This window comes from Mycobacterium vicinigordonae (assembly GCF_013466425.1).
Taxonomy (GTDB): domain Bacteria; phylum Actinomycetota; class Actinomycetes; order Mycobacteriales; family Mycobacteriaceae; genus Mycobacterium; species Mycobacterium vicinigordonae.
On the sequence record NZ_CP059165.1, the window covers coordinates 3540318 to 3562627 of the forward strand.

At 63.7% G+C, this 22310-nt stretch carries 18 protein-coding genes; 8 read left to right on the forward strand and 10 right to left on the reverse strand.

What is annotated here, in order from left to right; all coding sequences use genetic code 11:
* Window positions 1-208 precede the first annotated feature (208 nt).
* Window positions 209-1237, reverse strand: a complete 1029-nt coding sequence (locus H0P51_RS16010) for an AbrB family transcriptional regulator (RefSeq protein ID WP_180913788.1) — start codon at window positions 1235-1237, stop codon at window positions 209-211.
* 301 nt (window positions 1238-1538) lie between these two features.
* Between H0P51_RS16010 and H0P51_RS16015 the strand changes: the two genes are divergently transcribed.
* The 5 genes from H0P51_RS16015 to H0P51_RS16035 all read left to right on the forward strand — a co-directional run bounded on the left by H0P51_RS16015 (window position 1539) and on the right by H0P51_RS16035 (window position 8579).
* A complete protein-coding gene (locus H0P51_RS16015) occupies window positions 1539-3125 on the forward strand; it encodes a PecA family PE domain-processing aspartic protease (RefSeq protein WP_180913789.1) in 1587 nt (528 codons plus the stop codon).
* An 89-nt stretch (window positions 3126-3214) separates the two neighbouring features.
* Window positions 3215-4375, forward strand: coding sequence for an AAA family ATPase (locus H0P51_RS16020; RefSeq protein ID WP_180913790.1), 1161 nt, complete (start codon window positions 3215-3217; stop codon window positions 4373-4375).
* A gap of 75 nt (window positions 4376-4450) precedes the next feature.
* Window positions 4451-5059: a TetR family transcriptional regulator gene (locus H0P51_RS16025; protein WP_180913791.1), complete on the forward strand. Its 609-nt coding sequence runs from the start codon at window positions 4451-4453 to the stop codon at window positions 5057-5059.
* Window positions 5060-5244: 185 nt separating this feature from the next.
* Window positions 5245-5673 carry an MmpS family transport accessory protein gene (locus H0P51_RS16030; RefSeq protein WP_180919006.1) on the forward strand — a complete coding sequence of 143 codons (429 nt, stop codon included), beginning with the start codon at window positions 5245-5247 and terminating at the stop codon, window positions 5671-5673.
* Window positions 5670-8579 (forward strand): MMPL/RND family transporter, encoded by a 2910-nt coding sequence (locus H0P51_RS16035; protein WP_180913792.1) that lies wholly within the window; start codon window positions 5670-5672, stop codon window positions 8577-8579. The genes H0P51_RS16030 and H0P51_RS16035 overlap by 4 nt, the downstream gene beginning before the upstream one ends.
* A 32-nt stretch (window positions 8580-8611) precedes the next feature.
* On the opposite strand, the gene H0P51_RS16040 is transcribed toward H0P51_RS16035, so the two are convergent.
* The 6 genes from H0P51_RS16040 to H0P51_RS16065 form a co-directional block, all read right to left on the reverse strand.
* A complete protein-coding gene (locus tag H0P51_RS16040) occupies window positions 8612-10564 on the reverse strand; it encodes a PE domain-containing protein (RefSeq protein WP_180913793.1) in 1953 nt (650 codons plus the stop codon).
* Window positions 10565-10861: 297 nt separating this feature from the next.
* Window positions 10862-11725 (reverse strand): hypothetical protein, encoded by an 864-nt coding sequence (locus tag H0P51_RS16045; RefSeq protein WP_180913794.1) that lies wholly within the window; start codon window positions 11723-11725, stop codon window positions 10862-10864.
* A 50-nt stretch (window positions 11726-11775) separates the two neighbouring features.
* Window positions 11776-12309, reverse strand: coding sequence for a cupin domain-containing protein (locus tag H0P51_RS16050; RefSeq protein WP_246398003.1), 534 nt, complete (start codon window positions 12307-12309; stop codon window positions 11776-11778).
* Between the two features lie 10 nt (window positions 12310-12319).
* A complete protein-coding gene (locus H0P51_RS16055) occupies window positions 12320-13960 on the reverse strand; it encodes a tetratricopeptide repeat protein (protein ID WP_180913795.1) in 1641 nt (546 codons plus the stop codon).
* Window positions 13957-14829, reverse strand: a complete 873-nt coding sequence (locus tag H0P51_RS16060; protein WP_180913796.1) for an alpha/beta hydrolase fold domain-containing protein — start codon at window positions 14827-14829, stop codon at window positions 13957-13959. The genes H0P51_RS16055 and H0P51_RS16060 overlap by 4 nt, the downstream gene beginning before the upstream one ends.
* A gap of 20 nt (window positions 14830-14849) precedes the next feature.
* Window positions 14850-15680 (reverse strand): enoyl-CoA hydratase-related protein, encoded by an 831-nt coding sequence (locus H0P51_RS16065; protein WP_180913797.1) that lies wholly within the window; start codon window positions 15678-15680, stop codon window positions 14850-14852.
* 103 nt (window positions 15681-15783) lie between these two features.
* Between H0P51_RS16065 and H0P51_RS16070 the strand changes: the two genes are divergently transcribed.
* Window positions 15784-17184: an NAD(P)-binding protein gene (locus H0P51_RS16070; RefSeq protein WP_180913798.1), complete on the forward strand. Its 1401-nt coding sequence runs from the start codon at window positions 15784-15786 to the stop codon at window positions 17182-17184.
* 19 nt (window positions 17185-17203) lie between these two features.
* On the forward strand, window positions 17204-17947 hold the full coding sequence (locus H0P51_RS16075) for an acyl-[acyl-carrier-protein] thioesterase (RefSeq protein WP_246398831.1): 744 nt from the start codon (window positions 17204-17206) through the stop codon (window positions 17945-17947).
* 7 nt (window positions 17948-17954) lie between these two features.
* Here H0P51_RS16075 and H0P51_RS16080 read toward each other — a convergent pair whose 3' ends face one another.
* On the reverse strand, window positions 17955-18929 hold the full coding sequence (locus tag H0P51_RS16080; RefSeq protein WP_180919008.1) for an aldo/keto reductase: 975 nt from the start codon (window positions 18927-18929) through the stop codon (window positions 17955-17957).
* Between the two features lie 46 nt (window positions 18930-18975).
* Between H0P51_RS16080 and H0P51_RS16085 the strand changes: the two genes are divergently transcribed.
* Window positions 18976-20283 (forward strand): acyltransferase family protein, encoded by a 1308-nt coding sequence (locus H0P51_RS16085; protein WP_180913800.1) that lies wholly within the window; start codon window positions 18976-18978, stop codon window positions 20281-20283.
* A gap of 27 nt (window positions 20284-20310) precedes the next feature.
* Here the strand turns inward: H0P51_RS16085 and H0P51_RS16090 are convergent, their stop codons facing one another.
* On the reverse strand, window positions 20311-21135 hold the full coding sequence (locus H0P51_RS16090; protein ID WP_180913801.1) for an alpha/beta fold hydrolase: 825 nt from the start codon (window positions 21133-21135) through the stop codon (window positions 20311-20313).
* A 426-nt stretch (window positions 21136-21561) separates the two neighbouring features.
* Window positions 21562-22218 (reverse strand): TetR/AcrR family transcriptional regulator, encoded by a 657-nt coding sequence (locus H0P51_RS16095; protein ID WP_180913802.1) that lies wholly within the window; start codon window positions 22216-22218, stop codon window positions 21562-21564.
* Between the last annotated feature and the right edge of the window lie 92 nt (window positions 22219-22310).

A 22310-nucleotide genomic window follows, 5' to 3' on the forward strand; every position in this document is an offset into this window, starting at 1 on the left:
TCTCATCCCCTTTGTCTCGCATTGGTACGTTTCTATGAGTTTGGATTGAGGCGCTTGGGAATTTCTAAAAAGCGTGCTGCAGGGACCTTGCACCCGTCCGACTAGGCTCGAAGGGCCTCGTCTGGTTACCTGTTATCCGGCGTCAAACCGCAGCTCAAAAGCCGGACGCCCCCGATCCGGACCTGATCGGGGGCGTCGGCTGGGGGTTTCAGGCAGCAACGAGCTCGCGGCTCGGCGTAACGAACGCGGCCTCTTGCGGCTGTTGCGGGGTGAAGCGCAGGAACACCCGAGCGATGAAGGGCGCGGCGAACAGCATCATGACCACGCGGATCACCTGGGTCGCCATCACGAACGTCACGTTGGAGCCCGACCCGGCGGCGGTGCCCAGCACCGCGTAGATGCCGCCTGGGCTGGTGGCGAGGTATCCATCAAGCATGCTCAGCCCCGCAACTTTGGCCAGCAGTACACCCATGCCTGCCGAGATGACGTTGAGCACCATGATCAGGCCGAACGCTCCGGGCAGGATCCGCCTGATCGCCCGCAGCGACGCACGGTCGAAGTCGAGCACCGTCTGCCAGACGATCAGGATGCTCGCGCCCTGGACCAGCATGATCGGAACGGTGAAGCCTGCCGTCAGCCCGGAGAATCCCAGCACGATCGTGATCGCCATCGGGCCAAGCAATCCGGCTCCCGGAAGCCGCACCCGGCGACCGGCCACCGTCCCGACCACGACGATGACTGCGATTAGCGGCAGTTCGAAATACCAAGCGATAGAAGAAGTTTCGCCCGACTGCGCCTCCGAACCACCGGCGCTGTGGAAGAAGACCGTCGCGACGAGGGGCATCGCGGCGGTGATCAGCGCGACGCGCAGGTACTGCACGGCCGCCACCACGCGGTCGTCGCCGCCGAGTTCCCGGGCAATCGAGACCAACCCCGATGACCCGCCGGCAACCAGTGAAAGCCCGCCAGTCAGGGGGCTCACGTCGCGGTGCATACCCAGCAAGGCACCGCCGGCGACGCTGATGAGCAGTGTGCCGACAGCGACTGCAACCACGATGGGCCACTGCGAACCCAGCGCGGTAAACGAGATGTTCTGAACCAGCAGGCCGGTGCACACACCGAGCACGCCCTGAGCCGCCAGACCCGCACCCGGCACCGCCTTGGGCGCGTAGCGGGCCAACAACCACGCGAAAGTTCCGACGACGACTCCGACGATGCCAAGCTCGATCGTGTTCATGGGTTAGACGGTCCACTGTTGGCCTTGGCAGATCCTTGATGCGCAGGTTGCAGCGCTTGCCACCCGCCGACCGTGAAGTTTGCGACGGCTGATCGGCGTGTCCGGCCGTGACGTTCACTTTCGGCGCCAGTGGCATCCGCCAGCGGAAACCGGTGTGGCGGATGCGCCGTTTGCGCTGCCCGCAGCGGCAATTTATGTGAGTATCTGACGTACCAACACCGGTGTGCTGAAAGCCCCAGATGTCGGGGCGGGAACTGGATAGGCTCTATGCGCACAGCGGTGATCGACGTTAGGGGGTGACGTGTCGTTTCTAGCCGTGTCCCCGGACTGGCTGACCGCGGCGACAGCGGATCTGGAGAACATCGGTTCCGCACTGTCCGCGGCGAACGCGGCTGCCGCCATGCCGACCACCGGGATTGCCACCGCAGCAGCCGACGAGGTGTCCACCGCCATCGCGACACTGTTCGGCGGCTTCGGCCAGGAATACCAGGCACTCAACCTGCAAGTCAGCGCGTTCCATCAGCAGTTTGTGCAGTCGCTGGGCTCCGCGGCCGGATCGTACGCGTCTGCCGAAGCTACCGCGGCATCGCTCCTGGACCCGGTGCTCGACGTGATCAATGCGCCCACCCAGTTTCTGTTGGGTCGGCCGCTGATCGGTGACGGCGCCAACGGAACAGCCGCCAGTCCGAACGGTGGGGCCGGCGGGATTTTGTGGGGTAACGGCGGTAACGGCTTTTCGCAGACAGGATCGGGGCTAACCGGCGGGGCGGGCGGCTCAGCCGGCTTGATCGGCAACGGCGGTGCCGGCGGGACTGGCGGGGTCAACGGCGGTGCTGGCGGCCCGGGCGGCAACGGCGGCTGGCTGATCGGCAACGGCGGCAACGGCGGGGCGGGTGGCGTCAATGGCACAAATCTCCTCGGTATAGGGGGCGCCGGAGGAACGGCCGGATGGCTGTACGGCCAGTACGGGTTCAGCGGCGCCGGCCTGGACGGCAAGACCGTTCCGATGTCGCTAGTCGCCGGAACCGAACCGGTGGTAAACCTCAATGTCAACGGCGGCGGCAACACGCCAATCCTGGTCGACACCGGGTCGCAAGGGCTGGTCATGTCGATCAACAACATCGGCGGACTACCGGGACTGCTGCACATGGGTCTGCCCACCGGGTTTAACGTCAGCGCCTACAGCGGCGGCCTGACTTACTTGTACGCGACGTACCCCACCACGGTCGACTTCGGCAACGGCATCGTGACCCCGCCCACCAGTGTGAACGTCGTCCTGCTCTCCATTCCGACGTCGCCCTACGCATTGTCCGCGTACTTCAAAGCGTTCTTGACCAACCCCTTCACCACCCCGTTCGACGCCTACTTCGCTTCCGCCGGCGTCGACGGCGTGCTGGGGCTGGGGCCGAATGCGGTCGGTCCGGGTCCGACCATTCCGAACCAATCGCTGCCATCGCCGCTCAATCAAGGAGTATTGATCGACATTCCGGGCGATCGGATGGTGCTTGGCCCCAACCCGTTGGCGAACCCCTCCAACGTCGTCGTTCCAGGTGGCTCGCCGATCACGACCCTGTACGTGTCCACTCCCTTAACTGGCAGCGGCACGCCGGTCACAGTACCGTCGATCATCGATTCCGGTGGTGTATTCGGAACGATGCCATCGTCGGTGATTGGCGGCTCCTCCACACTGCCGCCCGGAACTTACACGGTGTGGGCTGACCAGGCTATGACCGTCAAGCTGTACTCGTTTACCACCAATGACTATCAACCCACCGTCATCTCCTCGGGCCTGATGAACACCGGATTCTGGCCCTTCTACCAACAACCCATCTATATCGATTACACCGTGCCAGGCGGAAGTACTGTGTTCACGCACGCGGCGGCGTAGACGTCCGCACAAACATTGTGGAAACACGTTGCCCGACTGAATCTTCCGCGCTGACTTGATTGTCAGAGGGCGCCACTAGAGTTTTCTCTATGCTCCAGACGATCGCGGTCCGCGGATACCGCTCGTTGCGCGAGGTGGTGATGACGCTGGGCCGGCTGTCCGTCGTCACGGGCGCCAACGGCACCGGCAAGTCCTCGGTATATCGGGCGCTGCGCCTACTGGCCGATTGCGGTCGCGGCGAAGTGATCGGCTCGTTGGCTCGCGAGGGTGGGCTGCAATCAGCGCTGTGGGCCGGGCCCGAGCAACTCGGTGGCGCACGCCGTCAGGGGAAGACTCAAGGTACCGTGCGCACGCGCCCAGTTTCTCTCGGACTCGGTTTCGCTGCAGACGATTTCGGCTACTTGACCGACCTTGGCATACCGCAGATGGCCGGCTACCGCAGCGAGTTCTCGCACGATCCAGAGATCAAGCGCGAGGTGTTGTTCGCCGGCCCGGTATTGCGGCGCAGCACAGCACTGGTGCAACGAACGCGCGAATTCGCCGAAGTGATCAGCGATTCAGGCCGCGGCTTCGACGAGCTCACCCGCAACCTGCCGCCCTACCGCAGCGTGCTCACCGAATACGCTCATCCGCAAGCACTTCCGGAGCTCGCTGCGGTGCGGGAACGGCTGCGCGGCTGGCGTTTCTACGACGGCTTCCGCGTCGATGCCGCAGCACCCGCCCGACAACGGCAGGTGGGCACCCGCACTCTGGTGCTCTCCGACGACGGCCGCGATCTGGCTGCAGCCATCCAGACCATCATCGAGGCCGGATTCGACGATCTGAACCGCGCCGTCGCCGAAGCCTTCGACGGCGCCACCATCGCAATCGACGTCGACGATGGCCTGTTCGATCTTCGGCTGCAACAACCAGGCATGTTGCGGCCACTGAGAGCAGCCGAATTGTCTGATGGCACACTGCGATTCCTGCTATGGGCAGCCGCGCTGTTGAGCCCGCAGTCACCGTCGCTGATGGTCCTCAACGAACCGGAGACCTCGCTGCACCCCAGTCTGGTCGGTCCGCTGGCGTCGCTGATCCGTGTCGCGGCCAAGCAAACCCAGGTTGTGGTGGTCACCCACTCCAGCTCACTGCTGGAAAACCTGCAGGGCGACGACACAATCCGAATCGAGTTGTATAAGGACCTTGGCGAGACGCGGATCATCGGCCAGACCCTGCTGACCACCCCGCCGTGGGACTGGGGAAAGCGGTAGCTCCCACCATGCGGAGCACGGGTGTGACGCACGACAGGAGTGCAAAATGTGCAGAACGTGCAATTATTGGAAGCTATGGCCAATCCATTGGGTCTTCGCGAGCGACGCCGCCGCCAAACAAGCGCGGACATCCGCGGTGCTGCGGTGCGCCTGGCGCAGGCCCGCGGCTGGGACAAGGTGACGATCGAAGAGATCTGCGCCCAGGCCGGAATCTCCACCCGTACGTTCTTCAACTACTTCCCCAACAAGGAAGCCGCCATCGCCTACGGCCCGTCGGACCTACCGCCCGAGTTGGCCGATGAGTTCGTCGCCGCCGGACCGGCCCCCCTATCAGTGGTGCTGGACGAGCTGATCACCCTGGCGGCACACCACCTTCGGGACATGCCCCCCCAGCGTGAGCAGGCCGTTTGCATGCTCGATCTGGCCAAAACCACACCTGCCGTACTTGCCGCCTTCCTCGCCGACCTGGAGCGCTTTCAAAGTCAACTAAACGATATTGTCGCCAAACGCCAGGGCCTGCCGTCCGACGACGAGATTCCCGCGCTGATTTCCGCGCTGGCATTAACCGCGGTACGTTCCGGTATCGAGCGGTGGTCGAGCAGCCCGCCGGAGGACGCCGGCGACACGCCGATGCCCTACGTGGAGCGCGCTGCGACGCTTGTCAACAGCATCTTCACCAAGTGACAGCGTGATCGGGATTACAGAAACTTGCATAGTCTGCAAAATATGCAGATGATGTATGGATGGTCCGGTCAGCAGCGTCCATAACGCATCGGGCCGTCTCGGGCTGCGTCACGGACGGGTCCGGCAAATCGTATGCAGCGCACCGCATCTCGTCGTGTCGTCAAGAAAGGCTCGGGTAAGTGCAGATGGCGAAAATCGTGCGCAACGCCTGGTTGCCGTTGCTGATCGCCGCAGTGGTGGCCATCGGTGGATTTGCCGTGGCCCGGGTTAAGTCGTTCTACGCCGCCGACAATGCCGACACGCTGACCAGTGCAAAGGTAGACGATTCCAAACCCTTCAAGCCCAAGGTGGTCAAGTACGAGATCTTCGGTTCGGCCACCCGCGCCAATATCAACTACCTGGACCTGAGTGCCTCACCGGAGCGATTAGACGGCGCGCCGCTGCCCTGGTCTTTGGTACTCAGCACCACCGCCCCCTCGGTCTTCCCCAATATCTCGGCGCAGAGCGATGGGGATGTGCTCGGGTGCCGCATCACCGTCGACGACGAGATCAAGGACGAACAGACATCCACCGGCGTGCACGCCCTGACCTCTTGCATGGTGAAATCCGCATGAGCGCTCCCACTCAAGACGCACCCACCGATGCCATCCCGGTCGTCGAGCACAAGTCGCGCCCGAAGATCGCGCATTTCATTCGCACGTTTGCCGTGCCGATCATTCTCGGCTGGATCGGACTCATCGCGGCCGTAAACGTCCTGGTCCCCCAGCTCGACGAGGTCGGCAAGATGCGTTCGGTCTCGATGAGCCCGGACGACGCTCAATCGGTGATCGCGACAAAGCGCGTGGGTGAGGTGTTCAAGGAATACAAGTCCAACAGCTCGGTGATGATCGTGCTGGAAGGCCAGAATCCCCTCGGCGCCGACTCGCATGCCTTCTACGACCAGATGGTTAGAAAGCTCGAGGCCGATACCAATCACGTTGAGCACGTTCAGGATTTCTGGAGTGATCCGCTCACCGGCGCTGGTGCGCAGAGCAATGACGGCAAGGCTGCCTACGTGCAGGTCTACCTCGTCGGAAACATGGGCGAGACCAGGGCTAACGACTCGGTCGAGGCGGTCCAGGCAATCGTCAAGAGCCTCACGCCACCTCACGGGGTCAAGGCGTACGTCACCGGCCCCTCGGCCCTGGAAGCCGACCAGCACCTCGCCGGTGACCGCAGCCTGCAGCTGATCGAGACCGCGACGTTCGTCGTAATTATCGCGATGCTGCTGATGGTCTACCGCTCGATCATTACCGTGCTACTCACATTGGCAATGGTGGTGTTCGAGCTTGCCGCCGCGCGCGGCGTGGTCGCCTTCCTCGGCTACCACAACATCATCGGCCTCTCCACGTTCGCCACCAACCTGTTGGTGACACTGGCGATCGCGGCCGCCACCGACTACGCGATCTTCCTGATCGGGCGATATCAGGAAGCCCGAGCCATTGGAGAATCCCGAGAAGACGCCTACTACACCATGTTCGAGGGCACGGCCCACGTGGTGCTCGGGTCGGGCCTAACCATTGCCGGCGCTACCTTCTGCCTACACTTCACGAATTTGCCCTACTTCCAGACTCTGGGCATCCCGTTGGCCATCGGCATGGTCACCGTCGTGTTCGCGGCGTTGACGCTTGGACCCGCGGTCATCTCGGTGGCGTCACGCTTCCGTCAGACGCTCGAACCTAAGCGCGCACAGCGCATTCGCGGCTGGCGCAAGATCGGTGCAGCTGTCGTCCGCTGGCCCGGCCCGATACTTGTGTTGACCATCGGCGTTGCACTCGTGGGCTTGCTCACGCTGCCCGGATACCGGACCAACTACAACGACCGGAACTACCTGCCCGCCGACCTGCCGGCCAACGCCGGCTACGCGGCCGCCGATCGGCACTTTTCCAAGGCCCGGATGAACCCCGAGCTGCTGCTCATCGAGAGCGACCACGATCTGCGCAATTCGGCGGACTTCTTGGTGATCAACAAGATCGCCAAAGCGATCTTCACGGTTCCCGGCATCAGTCGCGTACAGGCCATCACCCGGCCCGAGGGCACGCCGATCGAGCACACCTCGATCCCGTTCCAGATCAGCATGCAGGGTGTCAGCCAACAGATGACACAGAAGTACCAGGAAGACCAGATCGCCGACATGCAGCGGCAATCCGAAGAGATGCAGACGACCATCGACAGCATGATCCAGATGCAGGACATCACCCAGCAGATGACCAACGACATGCACATCATGGTCGCCAAGATGCACTCCATGACAATGGATGTGGCCGAATTGCGGGACCACATGGCCGATTTCGAAGACTTTTTCCGACCCATCCGGGCCTACTTCTACTGGGAGAAGCACTGCTACGACATCCCGGTTTGCTATTCGTTGCGGTCGGTCTTCGACGCGCTTGACGGCATCGACACAATGACCGACGACATCCAGAGCTTGATGCCGGTGATGGATCACCTCGACACGCTGATGCCGCGGATGAACGCGCTGATGCCCGAGATGATTCAGAACATGAAAAACATGAAAACCATGATGCTGACTATGTATTCGACCCAGAAGGGTCTGCTGGATCAGCAGAAGCGGGCCCAACAGGACTCCGCAGCCATGGGCCGGGCCTTCGACGCTTCCAAGAACGACGACTCCTTCTACCTGCCACCGGAGACGTTCGACAACCCCGAGTTCAAAAAGGGCATGAAAAACTTCATCTCGCCCGACGGTCACGCAGTGCGCTTCATCATCAGCCACGACGGCGATCCACTTTCCGCAGAAGGCATCGCTCACATCGACGCGATCAAGAAGGCCACCTACGAGGCACTCAAGGGCACGCCGATGGAGGGCTCGAAGATCCTCCTCGGCGGTACCGCGGCTACCTTCAAGGACATGCGCGATGGCAGCAACTATGACCTGCTGATCGCCGGAATCGCTTCCATGTGCCTGATTTTCATCATCATGCTGATCATCACCCGTAGTGTGGTGGCCTCGGCGGTGATCGTCGGCACCGTAATACTTTCTCTGGGTGCGTCTTTCGGACTCTCAGTGCTGATCTGGCAGCACCTCATCGGTATCGAACTGCACTGGATGGTACTGGCGATGTCGGTGATCATCCTGCTGGCGGTGGGCGCCGACTACAACCTTTTGTTAGTGGCCCGGTTCAAAGAGGAGATCCACGCCGGCCTGAACACCGGGATCATCCGGGCGATGGGCGGCACCGGCTCGGTGGTGACCTCCGCGGGTCTGGTGTTCGCGTTCACCATGATGACGATGGCGGTCAGCGAGTTGACGGTGATCGGCCAGGTCGGCACCACGATCGGATTGGGTCTATTGTTCGACACCCTGATAGTGCGGTCGTTGATGACGCCGGCGATCGCGGCGCTGCTGGGCAAGTGGTTCTGGTGGCCGCAGCGGGTTCGGCAACGCCCGGTGCCGTCCCCCTGGCCCAAGCCTGCCGAGCAACAGGCCAAAGACTCGACACCGCTGGCTTCGGTGTGATTCGGGGTCCCGCGCTGTGCTAGATGAAGAGGCTAGATGAATGGGTTGAGCACCGGCGGAATGATCTGGTTGCCGGTCACCCCGGTGAACCGGACAAAGATCTGCGCGGGGATGTTCAGCGTCTGATAGACGCCGGCACCCACCCAGGACACCGGCACCTGCAGGAAGCTGGGCACGGCGTCGACAATGCCCTGAATCGGGTCGTAGACGAGGTAGGGAATGGTGGCCGCGACGGTGCGTGAGTCTAAGGTCAAATTGGTCGCAACGTCGGGATATCCCTGCGCCGCGAAGTCGGCGCTGACCACGCTGAACAAGTTTGAGCCGGGATTGACGTAGGTGCCGTCGAAGACGGTGGACGTCAGCGGCGCGCCCTGCATATAGGCAGGCGTATGAATGCCGAAAGAATCCAAAACGGTTGGCGTCGTACTCACGATCTGCCAAGAGTTGTTGATGAGCCCATTTTGGACAGGAGCTACCGAGCCTGCCTGATCCCAGATCAGGAATGTCGCTGTCTCCAAAGGTGATTGGAATCCGTGACCGCGGTTGAACTGGTTGGGATCTATATGACCATGGTCGGTGACCATCAGGACGTTCCAATCCTCGCCGCTGGCCTCAACCGCTCCCATCAGGCCAGTACCCATGGTTCGAGAACCAAGGTTCATATCCATGTTGCGAAGAGCCGCCGCGTATTCCGGCGATGCACCACCATATTGATGACCGATTTCATCGACACCCACGAAGTAGGAGAATATGAAATTGCCCTTGGACAGGTCGGCGGTCTGAATCGCGGTAATTGTCTGTGCGGCAACTTCGTTCTGCGACGCTACCCAGTACGTGTCGCTCGCGGCGTGCGGGACGAAGTGGATATTGTCGGCGGGGTGCGCGCCGGCACCGGCGATGTCGGTGATGACAGGCCAGTTGGCGATCACGGTGGTGTTGATGTTGTCGCCGTAGGCGCCTTCGAGTTGGTTGTACACCGTTGGCCAGTTGTCGTAGGTCCACGGGGTGAAGACGTTGTTGGTCACGCCTGCCGTCTCGCTCCACACGCCGGTCTGAATGGTCGTCCACGACGGGTTCGAGACGGTGGTGTGCCCAACGATCGTCGAAGCGGAGGTGACGCTCTGCGACATCAGCTCGCGGAAGTTTACGTTGAGGGGGTCGGCCAGGACCCTGGCCAAATTCGTGCCGTCGGTGCCGATGAGCAGGAAATTCACATCCGGTGCGACACCTTGCAGGATGGCCAACTCCTCCGGAGTAACCATCATCAGGCCGGTGTAATAAGGTCCGACTGCGCCGGTCGCGCCGTTGGTGCCGAACAATGACAAAGCGCGGCCACCGATTCCACCGGCCCCGGCGGGGTTGATCCATCCGCCGATTCCGCCGGTGCCACCGTCGCCGCCATTGCCCCACAGCAACCCGCCGGTACCGCCGGCGCCGCCGGTGCCACTGCGGAAACCGCCGGTGCCGCCGACTCCGCCGTTGCCGATCAACCCGGCGTTGCCGCCGCGCCCGCCCTGCGTACCCATCGCTCCCGACCCACCTGCGCCGCCGTTGCCCCAGAGGATCCCGCCGTCGCCGCCCGCCTGTCCGGTGCCGTCAACCCCGTTAAACCCGTCGCCGATCAACGGACGCCCAAGCAGCAGGTTGGTGGGCGCGTTGATCACACCCAGAATTTGGTCGACGGCACCCTGCAACGGGCCAGCACCGGCCGCCTCCGCAGCTGCGTATGCCCCGCTGGCCGCGTTCAACGCTTGGACGAACTCTTCGTGAAACGCCGTCACCCGCGCACTGAGCACCTGGTATTCCAGGGCGTGTCCGGAGAACAGCGAAGTGATCGCTGCCGACACTTCGTCGGCCGCGGCAGCCAACATTGTGCTGGTCGGGGCCAGCGCCGCCAAGTTGGCCGCGCTGATCGATGAACCGACACCCGCCGCCTGCGCCGCGGCTGTCGCAATCAGGTCCGGTGCGGCGATCAGATACGTCATCGTGGACCTCCCACTCGGCAACTTCTGGAATATCGGCAAATGCTCGCACGACTTCGACGCTTTTTCGAGTAAAACACCGCATGGGATCAGAGGGTCGCGTAAACGCGATTTGCGATCGGAAAAATTTTTCTCATATTGTTTTCATGTTGTTCGCACACATAGTTCAGATCGACCGGGAATGCTGTGCACAGGGAGTTACGCCAACTCCGTTTCACTCGAATCACTCAGCGGGACAATGGAGTCCGATTGGCCCCGACCGATATGCTGCGAAATTGCGTAATGCCGCGGCCGCCGAGATTAATTCACCACATCGAAAATTGCCGCCGCCGAAGTAACGGCTTTATCGGCATTGCCTTCGTCGTGCAGCTGCATCCGTACGCCAATTCGTCCCTGCCCTCCGGCATGCGCGGTGCCCTGCACCCGGAATGGCCCCACCTTGCCACGCGACATGAACATCACGTGCCAGCTGACCACCTGCACCTTGCGCGTTCCGGTCAGCTCGGCTGCGAGATCGATTGCGGCAGTTTCCAGAACGACGTGCTGCGGACCGATGTGCAGCGCGGCGTCGGGCGAGGCGAATTCCGCGCTCAGCGCCGGCAGCACCCAATGGCCGTCGACCCGTTTGCTGGCACCGAATGCCGACCACAGCGGTGGTAGGTCAGGCGAATCCTCGATTATCAGCTCGGTACCTGAAACATCCATCCGGTCAAGGCCTTCCGGAGGTTTGCCGATGGTAGCACCCTGTCCCTCGTTGAAGGCGATCACCCGGTCCGGGTTGTCGGCGTCGACGATCTTGCAACGCCCGTAACCCATCGTGCGGCCTTGGTGCACGATGCCCGAGTCGACGATCTCGACGCGGCTGACGTCGTAGCCGGGGTCGATGATCTGCACCGACGCGATGACCGGATTGGGCACCGCGACCATGTCGGTCTGACAACCCTCCGGTGACGAGATGGCAAGTGGGGCAACCATGATGCCGCCGGACTCGTTGCGCATGTCGCGGCGGATGGTGACGGTGTTGTCGACCTCACCAAGGTCCATCGACGAGTGCTTGCGGCCGATGTAGCGGTAGCTCAGTAGACCGGTCCAGCGTCGGAACAGCTCGTCGCGGTAGGCGTCGGGATCGTCGGCCAGTTCCCGGATATCGCGCAGTTCACTCACTTTCGGACGCCCTTCTTCGTGAAATCCGAGGCTACGGCAGGGGACGCGGCCTATACAAATTTAGCCTCAAGTGTCACGCTCGGACTCTGCGACGGCGAGACACCTAATGAGATGACACTGAGCCGGCATCCGCGCGGCCCAGTGCGCCAGGCGTGATCTACGCCAGTGACCACCGCAGTGTCACCGGCTTCCAGCGGATGCGCGCCGTCGTCCAGCAGCAGTTCGACGGATCCACTGATCACCAGGTCAAGATCGACAGTGTCGGTGTGGTGCATCGAGAACGCCACGCCCGGCCCGTAGTCGATGATCTTCCAGTTGATCGCGCCAGGAGCTACCCCAAGATCCAGGAGATCGGCGCGCCGGCCGCCGTCTGAGATCGCAGCCGCCGGCGCGCCATAGAGGACCGAGTACAAGATGCCTTCGAAGCCGGGAAAGCCCTGCAGCGTTACTGGGCCGTGCTGCGCGACACAGGAGCATCCGTCGGCGTCGACGCCGGTGACCAACAACCGACCTCCGCTGGCGGACAGTGGCCCTTGCGCTCCTTCGGGAATCGATACGAAGCCGCTCGCGGCGTGCTCAGTCATGCTCAGCACTCTAGAACGTGTCGATCCGGCACGCGCACGACGCCCGGATCGGCACGTCGGCACGTGCCACGGCGAGCCGGAGCTGCTGGCCGATGATCAGAGCTTCGTCGTTGCGCCCCAACCGTTTCAGGCATTCGTGATAGCCGTGCAGGCTCCACACATTGCCGGGATGCTGGCAGCACCTGGCCAGCGTGGGATCCAGGCCGAGGTCGGCTGCATACACCGCCGCGGCCAGGTCGAGGTGGCCCTGCTCGAGTAGCAGAGCGCCGTAGGCATGCCGCGTCGGTTGCATCCAGCCCCACGGCTCGTCGTAGGGCAACGAGTCGTCCAGCTCGACAGCCTGGCGCAGGTGCTCGAATGCCTCGTCAAAACGCTTTGCACGATAAGCGATCTCGCCGTCGAGCATGGCGGCGGCCACCGCTAAGATGTCACGGCTGGTGTTGTTGAACAAGTACCGAGATTCCGGCACCCGGGCGCAGGCCTGGCTGAACGCGACACGCTCGCTCTCGGCCCGGTCGAGCTGCCCGGTCGCAGCGAACGCGACACCGCGTCCGTAACAGATGGTTGCTGCGGTGGCGCAGTAGAGGTCCGGATCCAGCGGCGTCGGTTGCGCCATCAGCTCGTCCCAGCGGCCGAAGCGCACCAGCACGTGGGTGCGTAGCGGCACGAACGCCTCCAGCCAATCGGCCATCGGTGGAGACTCGATCGCCAGCAGCTCAGGTGTCAGTTGCGCCGCGAGTTCATCGGCGGCGGCCAGCGCAATCCGCGACTGCCCTTGGAACATCGCCGAGTACACGATGAAATGCAGATCGTGCGCCCGGTATAGCGAGTAGAAATTCAGCGGGCCAGCCCGGTCGACAAATAGCCGATCCGCTTGCACTGCAGCATGGTTGGACTCGACGGCGCTGCGGTAGTCGCCGCACAGCACGTCGATGTGGCTGGGCATGTGGCGCAGGTGCCCGGCGTCGGGCACTAGCTCCCGCAGCAGGTCCGCCGCCGGCAGCGCGACCTCTGGCGTCGGCGACATCTCCATGGTGTGCAGGTACAGATGCAGGATCCCCGGATGGGTGCGGCCCGACGGTCCGGCCAGCGCCGCCTCCAAAATCCGCCTGGCCTCGATCACGCGTGATCCCGGGGCCGGCTCGCCAGTGGCGGTGTCCCACAGCGCCCACGCGGTCAGGTTGACCAGCGCGTCGGCGGCCAGCGCCTGTACGTCGACGTCATCGGGGTGAGCGGCGGCCAGCTCCGCCATCGCGTCGGCGTAGGCACGCCGACCGGCGTCCAGGTCGTCGGCGGGAAAGCGGGCCGTCAGCGCGGCGATCAAACCCCGTTCGACAGTGGTGGCCCGACCGTGCGCGGCCAGACCAAGTTCGGCACGTGCCCGCGCCAGTGACACAGCCAGGTCGGCGAGGTCGAACGCCGCCCACGCCTTGTTGTAGTTGGGCCCGACCGAGTAGGCGATACCCCATCGCGCGATGGCCAGGTCCGGGTCGTGATCCAGTGCGCGTTCGAAGCATCGGATCGCTTCTTCATGATTAAACGCGTACGCCCACACCAGGCCGCGGTCGAACCAGGTCTGCGCTTGCGGGGATCGGGTCCCGACTGGGCGGTGGTAGGAACCGAGGTCGAAATACGGCTCGTCGACGCTCATGGCCCGGCGAGACGTTCGACGATGACCGCACGCGCCGCCCTGCCTTCCGGAGTGGGCGTCAGCGGATACACGTGCAGCAGCTCCGGTTGCTCGTGGTAATCAACGTCTACGCCTGCGGCAGCGGCCTTTTCGACGAACAGCCGGGTATCGGGGTTGAGGATGTCGCGGGTGCCGCTGAACACAGTCAGCGAACCGAAACCCCTCAGATCTGCCGCCATCGGATTCACCCGCGGGTCGTCCAACGCCAACTCGCCGCGCCAGTGGTCGGCGAAGACCTGGAGGGCATCCCGACCCAACCACGGATCCTCGACTACGCCGATGAACGGGTTGGACAAGGAGAGGTCGAGCACCGGGGAGATCAGCACGGTCTGCGGGATCACCACGCTGTGTTCGTCACGCAGCACCAGGGCCACCGAGAATGCGATCTGCCCCCCGGCCGAATCCCCGGCCAACCGGACGCTGCGCCCGCGGGACAGGTGCTGTACCGCCATATCGACGATCACCGGCAAAACCTCTGCGGCGGTGGCGAACGGGATCAGCGGATAGATTGGGACGATCACCTCCGCATACGATTCAGCGGCGATCTGCACCGCCAACTTCCAATGCTGGCTTGTGATTTCGTTAACCCACCCGCCTCCGTGCAGGTACATGACAGTCCGTTCGGTGTGGCCGGCCTTGGTTCTCTTCGGGGTCAGGGTATAGACGGGCCACCCCGATCCGTAGTCGAACTCCACCGCGACGTCCCGTCGCAGCCGAGGCGGTGGCCCGAAAAGTTGCCGTTCCACGGCGCGCTGTTCAATATGCGCCCGAGCCGTCTCGGCGCTTTCGTAGGCGCGGGTCCGGCCGGTGAAGCGAAGCAGCGCCGGCATCAGTCTGCTCCTCAAGCTGGTCAACGCAACGTCCCTTCGCCTTGGGTCGGCAATGGCTGCCACTCACGCGCCACCGATGTGCTCCAGTGCGGGGGCCGACGCTGCAGGAAAGCCTCGACACCTTCGCGAGCATCGGCGCTGCCCAGCAACCGGTGATGCAGTGCGGTTTCCAGATCGGCGACCTGGCGTGGGGTGTAGCCGTAGCTCATGGTGTCCCAGAGCAGGCGTTTGCTCAGTGCGGCCGACATCGGGGCGACGTTGACTGCGACGTCGCGCGCCACGGTCATGGCGTGGTCGAGCACCTCGCTGCCCGGCAACGCGCGGGTGCCCATCCCCACCGCGACCGCCTCGCGCCCGTCGAGAGCGCGGCCGGTCAGCAGCAGGTCCGCGGCGACCGCGCCACCGACCAGCCGCGGCAGCGTCCAGTGCGACATGCAGTCCGGCATGACCCCACGCCGCACCTGTGCCACCGCATATTTGGCGTCTGAGGCCAAGATGCGGATGTCGGCCTGCAGCGCGATGGTCAGCCCGATTCCGATGGCATGCCCGTTGACGGCAGCGATGACCGGAGTGCGCAGTTCGAACGCGGCGGGGTCGGTTGGTACCGCGGTGAAGTCGTCGGGCGCGGTGTCGAACGGACTTCGCTCGGCAGCGAAGTCGGCACCGACGCAGAACGCGTTCCCCGCCCCGGTGAGCACGATGGCTCGCACGGCGTCGTCGTCGTCGCATTGCCGGTACGCCCGGTTGAGCAGCGCGCCCATCTCCGCCGTGTAGGCATTGCGCTGTTCGGGCCGGTTGAGTGTCAGCAGCGCAACACCGTCCGCGATTGCAACGGTGAGATCGGCGCTCATCCCGGCAAACTTACTCGGTTGCCGCGGGCGGCCGCGGTCGCATCTGCCTCGCGGTGACGCGCTATCGTGACGCAACAGGGAGGCCGTTGAGAGTGCACCACAGATGAATGTCCAGAAGTTGGACACCGACTACCTCGTGATCGGTGCCGGTGCTATGGGGATGGCGTTCACCGACACGCTCGTCGCTGAATCCCAGGCCCGTGCCGTACTCGTCGACCAAGCACATCAACCGGGCGGCCATTGGACCACCGCGTACCCCTTCGTGCGGCTGCATCAGCCGTCGGCATATTACGGAGTGAACTCAAGAAGGTTGGGCAACAACACTATCGATAGTGTCGGTTGGAATCAGGGTCTCAACGAACTCGCCCCGGTCGGTGAGATCTGCGCGTATTTCGACGCCGTTATGCAACAGCAGTTGCTGCCCTCGGGGCGTGTCGAGTACTTCCCGATGTCGCAGTATCTCGGGGACGGACGATTCCGTACGCTGGCCGGCACCGAATACGAAGTGAGCGTCGCGCGGCGCATCGTCGATGCCACGTACCTGCGAGCGGTGGTGCCGTCGATGCGGCCCCCGCCTTATGGCGTCGCGCCGGGCGTCGACTGCATCCCACCCAACGACCTCCCCAAACACGGTGCGCGCGAGCGCTACGTGGTGGTGGGCGCTGGCAAGACCGGCATCGACGTTTGTCTGTGGTTGTTGCGCAACGGGGTGGACCCCCAGCGGCTCACCTGGATCATGCCACGCGATTCGTGGTGGATCGACCGGGCGACGCTGCAACCGGGGCCGGCGTTCATCAAGAAATTCCGGGACAACTACGCCGCGACGCTTGACTCGATCGATGCCGCGACGTCGATCGACGACCTGTTCGAGCGGCTCGAGGCGGCGGGAACGTTGCTTCGGCTCGACCGGTCAGTACGACCGACGATGTACCGGTGCGCGACCGTGTCGCGACCCGAGTACGAACAGCTCGGCCGAATCGAGGACGTGATCCGAATGGGCCACGTCCAGCGCATCGAGCCCGCCGCCATCGTGCTCGACGAAGGGACGATCACCTCCGCACCGTCGGCGCTTTACATCGACTGCACCGCCGACGGTGCGCCGCAACGTCCGGCGATGCCGGTCTTCGACGGCCACCGGATCACCCTGCAGGCGGTGCGCAGCTGCCAGCAGGTCTTCAGTGCCGCGTTCATCGCCCACCTCGAGTGCACTTACGACGACGATACGGCGAAGAACTTGCTGTGCGAACCTATTCCGCACCCCGAGCGGGACGTGGACTGGCTGCGGCTCACCCAGTCGGACCTGCGCAACTTCTCCCGCTGGCTCGACGACCCCGACCTGAGCGACTGGCTGGCCGACGCGCGTCTGAATCTGCTGGCCGAACTGCTGCCTCCGCTGTCGCACAAGCCGCGGGTACGCGAGCGGGTGGTCTCGATGTTCCAGAAGCGTCTGAACCTGGCCAGCGAGCAGCTGGACAAGTTGCGCAGCGAGGCCGACGATGCCTGAGCTGTCCCCGGCCGAGCTGATGACCCCCCTCGTTGCGGCACCCAACCAAGGGTACGTGTACGAAACAGGTTGGCGGCTAGGAACATCCGACATTGACGAGCATCGCAGGCTACGCCTGGACGGGGTAGCCCGCTATATCCAGGAAGTGGGCGCCGAGCACCTCGCGGATTCGCAGTTGGCCGAAGTTCATCCACACTGGATAGTGCTGCGCACGGTTGTCGATGTGCTCGAGCCGATCGAGATCCCCAGTGAAATCACGTTCCGACGTTGGTGCGCCGGCCTTTCCAGCCGTTGGTGCAACATGCGCGTGCAACTGCTGGGTACCCAGGGCGGGCGGATCGAGACCGAGGGCTTCTGGATTTGCATGAATAAAGACACGTTGACGCCGTCGCGGCTCACAGACGACTGTGTGCGGCGCTTCGGCTCGACGACCGACGATCACCGACTCAAGTGGCGGCCGTGGCTCACTGAATCGATCGGTGCCGAAGCGGCGCCGGCCACAATTCCGTTTCCGTTGCGCCGCACCGACATCGACCTATTCGAGCACGTCAACAACACCATCTATTGGCATGGCGTACACGAGATCCTCGGCCAGATACCCGCCCTGGACCAGCGGCCGTACCGCGCGGTGCTCGAATACCGCAGTCCCATCAGGTTCGGTGAGGATTTGAGCCTTCGCTACCAGATCGACGGCGACACTGTGCGGGTGGAATTCACCGTCCGAGAGGAAGTCCGCGCGGCGGCGATGGTTCGCGCGCTTTAATCGGCATCTAGTCGCGATCGATCCACTGCAGTTGCGCCGCGCTGTGATGATCCCCCGCCGGCGCAAGTAGGTTGTCCAGTTGTGCCAACTGTTCTGCTGAGAGTTCCACTTCGTCGGCACCCACGTTTTCTTCAACGCGCGCAGCGTGTTTGGTGCCGGGGATCGGGACGATGTCGCGCCCTTTGGCCAGCAACCAGGCCAGCGCGACCTGAGCGCAGGTGGCGCCGACGTCATCGCTGATGGTGCGTAACTGATCCGCGCTGCGCAGATTGTGCTGAAAATTCTCCTCAGTGAACCGCGGGTTGGTCTTGCGGAAGTCCGTGTCGGGAATCGCTTCGGGGGAACGTATTGCACCGGTGAGAAACCCGCGGCCAACAGGTGAATACGCGACGAACCCGATACCGAGTTCTCGAAGTAGCGGCAGCACCGCGTTTTCGGGGTCGCGGGTCCACAGTGAGTACTCAGATTGCACCGCGGTGATCGGGTGAACTGCATGGGCGCGGCGGATGCTCTGCACCCCCACCTCTGAGAGTCCGATATGCCGAATCTTGCCCGCCACGACCAACTCCGACAACGCGCCGACCGTGTCCTCGATGGGAGTCTCGCGGTCCAACCTGTGCTGGTAGTAAAGGTCGATATGGTCAGTTGTCAGTCGCTGCAACGAGCCGTCCACAGCGAGGCGGATATTGGCGGGACTGCTGTCCAGACCGTTGCGCCCGGTGTGGGAGATCATGCCGAACTTGGTCGCCAGAATCACTTGATCGCGTCGGCCCCGCAGGGCACGGGCGAGCAGTTCCTCGTTGCGGTAAGGGCCGTAAACCTCGGCGGTGTCGATCAATGTGACGCCGAGGTCGATCGCGCGGTGCACGGTGCGGATCGACTCGGCATCGTCGCTGCCGGCCCCCGCATAGGCGACGGACATGCCCATTGCGCCCAGGCCGATCCGGCCAACACTAACCTCACCCAACCGTGCTTTTCGCATAACGACATTGTCCACCAGGCAGCCATCGACGATTAGGCTCGGCACGATGAGCAGCGCAGCACCCGGCCGAACCGTCCGCAATCTGGCGGTCGACTACTACCGGGTATCAGGCGTGGGCCTCATCGTGCTCGGGCACTGGCTGCTGAGCTCCATCACCTACCGTAACGGCCAATTCGGCCGAGAGAACCCGTTGGTGGACCTGCCGTGGACCCAGTGGGCCACCTGGCCCTTCCAGGCTGTGCCGGCGTTCTTTCTGGTGGCCGGTTACGCGGGAGCGGTGTCCTGGCGACGCCAGCAGGAGCGCGGGGGCGAACCGTGGCAGAGCTGGGTCCGGCACCGCATCGCCAGAGTGCTCGGGCCGACGGGAGTGTACGTCGGACTGATTTTCGCTCTGGTATTGACACTCCTCGGCCTGGGCATGCCTGGTTCGGTGTTGCAGTACGCGGGCTGGGCGTTGGCCATGCATCTGTGGTTCCTGGCAGTCTATCTGGTGGTAGTGACGCTGACACCGATTGCGATTGCCGCACATGATCGTTGGGGACTGCGGGTACCGGCGGCGATGGCCGCCGGAGTGGCGGTGGTCGACGCGGTAACCATTGGCGGGCATGTCCCTCGCCTCGGCTGGATCAACTACTTGCTGTGTTGGGGCATGCTCTACCAACTCGGAATCACCTGGCACGCCGGGCGGTTGAACGGCCGCCGACCGCTATTGCTGGCGGCGGGATCGGCGGCGGCCCTGGCGCTGCTGATCTGGCTGGGTCCCTATCCGCCCAGCATGATCGGCGTCCCCGGACAGGTCGTGCAGAACAGCACACCGCCCACGCTGGCTTTAGTGGCGTTTGGGTGCGCCCAAGCAGGCATCGCGGTCGCGCTAGCCCCCCCGATCGATCGAGCGCTGAGCGGACCACGGCTCCGGCGCATCGTGGCGGTGGCCAACAACAACGTGATGGCCCTGTACTTGTGGCATATGGTGCCGGTCATCGTGGTGGCGGTCGTTGCCTATCCGTCGGGGTTGCTACCGCAGCCTGAGCAAGCGACGGCGGCCTGGTGGCTGATGCGGATTGCCTGGGTGTTGATTCTGTGCGCGGCGATGGCGGTGGAGATGGCGATTTTGTTCTGGCTGCGGCGCTTGTTCGCGGCGCCGCTACCGATGATCGATGTTCCGCTGGGCGATCGCTGGACCGCGCCGGTCATGCTGGTCGGCACAGCGCTGGCCGCGTATTCGCTGGCTTTCATCTCCGCCGACGGCTTCGCGCCGTCCGGCGGCTTCCCCTGGTTGACCGCGATCATCTTCACCGTCGGGTTGGTGCTGGTGGCGTCCCGCTCCCGCCGAGCCGACCCGGCGCCCATGTAATCCCTTGACGCACAAACGCGTTTAGATTCAACTTCGCAGAAAATCGAGCACGTCGGCGTTGATCACATCGGCCTGCGTAGTGATCATGCCGTGCGGAAAGTCCTGGTAAGTCTTCAGCACGCCATTGCGCAACAATTGCGCCGACAGCGGCCCGGCGGCCTGATAGGGCACAATCTGGTCGTCCTTACTGTGCATCACCAGCACCGGCACACCGATCTTGGTCAGGTCCTCGGTGAAGTCTGTTTGGGAAAAGGCAACGATGCCCTCGTAATGTGCCTTGGCGCTGCCCATCATTCCCTGGCGCCACCAGTTGGCGATGGCGGCTTCGCAAGATTCGACGCCGGGACGATTGAACCCGTAGAAAGGCCCGGACGGCAGCGCGCGGTAGAACTTGGAGCGGTTGGCGGCCAACTGAGCCTGGAGGTCGTCGAAGACTTCTTTCGGCAGGCCGAGTGGGTTGGCCTCCGTCTTGACCATCAGCGGCGGAACAGCACTAATCAGAACGGCTTTCGCGGCGCGGGACTCGCCGTGCCGAGCCAGATAGTGGGCTACTTCCCCACCGCCGGTGGAATGGCCAATGTGCACGGCGTCGTGCAGATCGAGGTGCTCCACCACGGCGGCGAGGTCGTCGGCGTAATGATCCATGTCGTGTCCGTCGGCCACCTGCGAGGAGCGGCCGTGGCCACGCCGGTCGTGGGCGATCACCCGGTAGCCGTGCCCAAGGAAGTAAAGCATCTGGGTGTCCCAGTCATCCGAGGACAGCGGCCAACCGTGACTGAACACGATGGGCTGGCCGGTACCCCAATCTTTGAAGAAAATCTCGACGCCGTCGCTGGTGGTGATCGTGGGCATGGCCGACCCTTTCGCCCTTTCGCACGCGGAGCTGGTCCCTCGCACTATTCCACGAGCGGTGCCGGGTAGCCAGGACCGAGCTTGCGACCATGATTTGGGTAGGCTAGCCTAACTATATCTGCTTTAGAGAGGCCGACCTCCGTGTCAGTGTTCCCCATCGACCCCCATGCCGACCCCGCCCGGCGCGCGTGGCTGCCGTGCCCAAACTGCAACTGGGGCAACGCATGCACCGAGTGCGACAGTAGCCGCAACTGCGGCTCGCACTGGCAGTACCTGCTGAGCAACCGCGCCACGCGACTCGAGCTGCAATGCCCGGGCTGCGCCACGTTGTGGTCAACGGACACCCGGCATCGGCTTCGCGTGGTCCGCGGCGCTTAGCGGCTCCGGCTGTCGCATCCCTGAGCTGTCGCCGCTCGCCGAGCCGATTCAGTCCGCCGCGAAGTCGGGCAGTGGCCGCTGGCAAACGGCGTGCGCGTCAGGTGCGGTAAGACCAAGCAGCCGCAGCACACTTTCGGTCGCCGCATCGGCAGCCTGGGCCCCGTCGCGATCGGGCTCTTCGCGCAGCAGCGCGCCGAGCCCCAGCAATGCGCCGCCAGCAATGGCCAGTGCAAGCTTAGGGTCGTCCACCCGGAATCGCCCCACCGCCGCGGCAGCCTTAATGTCCCGCAACGCGCGGGGAGCCAGTCCGCGGTCGGACGACAACAGCGTCGTCCCGTTGGCCAACAGAATCTCGCTCTCTTGAGGGCGTTGACGCAGCAGCCGCCCGGTGAGCCGGAAACTGGTCGCGAACGTCTCGGCGGGATCGTCGATAGCGGCGGTCAGGCGGTCCAACAGCGCCCCATGGGCATCGAGCACATCGGCGACCGCAGCCTCGAACAGCTGTTCCTTGCTGTCGAAGTGGTTGTAGAACGACCCCATTCCGACATCGGCCGCCTGGGTGATCTCCAGCACGGGAACGTTCACCCTTCCTTCAGCGATCAGGCGCTGTGCCGCTTTTACCAGCGCCGACCTGGTGCGTTCTTTGCGTCGCTGCAGCCCAGAAGATCCGTCATCTGACGTGGTCACTCCAGCAGTATGCCGCATATTTGAGGAATTCGTCAGAAAGCTTGACTCCGCGGGAGACACTATGTGACGATTTCGTCAGTTATTGATCGAGAGACGGTGGTTGATGTGAG

Bases quoted from the DNA above. Each gene is read 5' to 3' on its own strand.
- H0P51_RS16075 (WP_246398831.1), top strand. From the start codon at position 17,204: ATGACCCCCCTCGTTGCGGCACCCAACCAAGGGTACGTGTACGAAACA.
- H0P51_RS16085 (WP_180913800.1), top strand. From the start codon at position 18,976: ATGAGCAGCGCAGCACCCGGCCGAACCGTCCGCAATCTGGCGGTCGAC.
- H0P51_RS16020 (WP_180913790.1), top strand. From the start codon at position 3,215: ATGCTCCAGACGATCGCGGTCCGCGGATACCGCTCGTTGCGCGAGGTG.
- H0P51_RS16030 (WP_180919006.1), top strand. From the start codon at position 5,245: ATGGCGAAAATCGTGCGCAACGCCTGGTTGCCGTTGCTGATCGCCGCA.
- H0P51_RS16035 (WP_180913792.1), top strand. From the start codon at position 5,670: ATGAGCGCTCCCACTCAAGACGCACCCACCGATGCCATCCCGGTCGTC.
- H0P51_RS16050 (WP_246398003.1), bottom strand. From the start codon at position 12,309: ATGACTGAGCACGCCGCGAGCGGCTTCGTATCGATTCCCGAAGGAGCG.
- H0P51_RS16070 (WP_180913798.1), top strand. From the start codon at position 15,784: ATGAATGTCCAGAAGTTGGACACCGACTACCTCGTGATCGGTGCCGGT.
- H0P51_RS16025 (WP_180913791.1), top strand. From the start codon at position 4,451: ATGGCCAATCCATTGGGTCTTCGCGAGCGACGCCGCCGCCAAACAAGC.
- H0P51_RS16010 (WP_180913788.1), bottom strand. From the start codon at position 1,237: ATGAACACGATCGAGCTTGGCATCGTCGGAGTCGTCGTCGGAACTTTC.
- H0P51_RS16055 (WP_180913795.1), bottom strand. From the start codon at position 13,960: ATGAGCGTCGACGAGCCGTATTTCGACCTCGGTTCCTACCACCGCCCA.
- H0P51_RS16080 (WP_180919008.1), bottom strand. From the start codon at position 18,929: ATGCGAAAAGCACGGTTGGGTGAGGTTAGTGTTGGCCGGATCGGCCTG.
- H0P51_RS16065 (WP_180913797.1), bottom strand. From the start codon at position 15,680: ATGAGCGCCGATCTCACCGTTGCAATCGCGGACGGTGTTGCGCTGCTG.
- H0P51_RS16090 (WP_180913801.1), bottom strand. From the start codon at position 21,135: ATGCCCACGATCACCACCAGCGACGGCGTCGAGATTTTCTTCAAAGAT.
- H0P51_RS16095 (WP_180913802.1), bottom strand. From the start codon at position 22,218: ATGCGGCATACTGCTGGAGTGACCACGTCAGATGACGGATCTTCTGGG.
- H0P51_RS16040 (WP_180913793.1), bottom strand. From the start codon at position 10,564: ATGACGTATCTGATCGCCGCACCGGACCTGATTGCGACAGCCGCGGCG.
- H0P51_RS16060 (WP_180913796.1), bottom strand. From the start codon at position 14,829: ATGCCGGCGCTGCTTCGCTTCACCGGCCGGACCCGCGCCTACGAAAGC.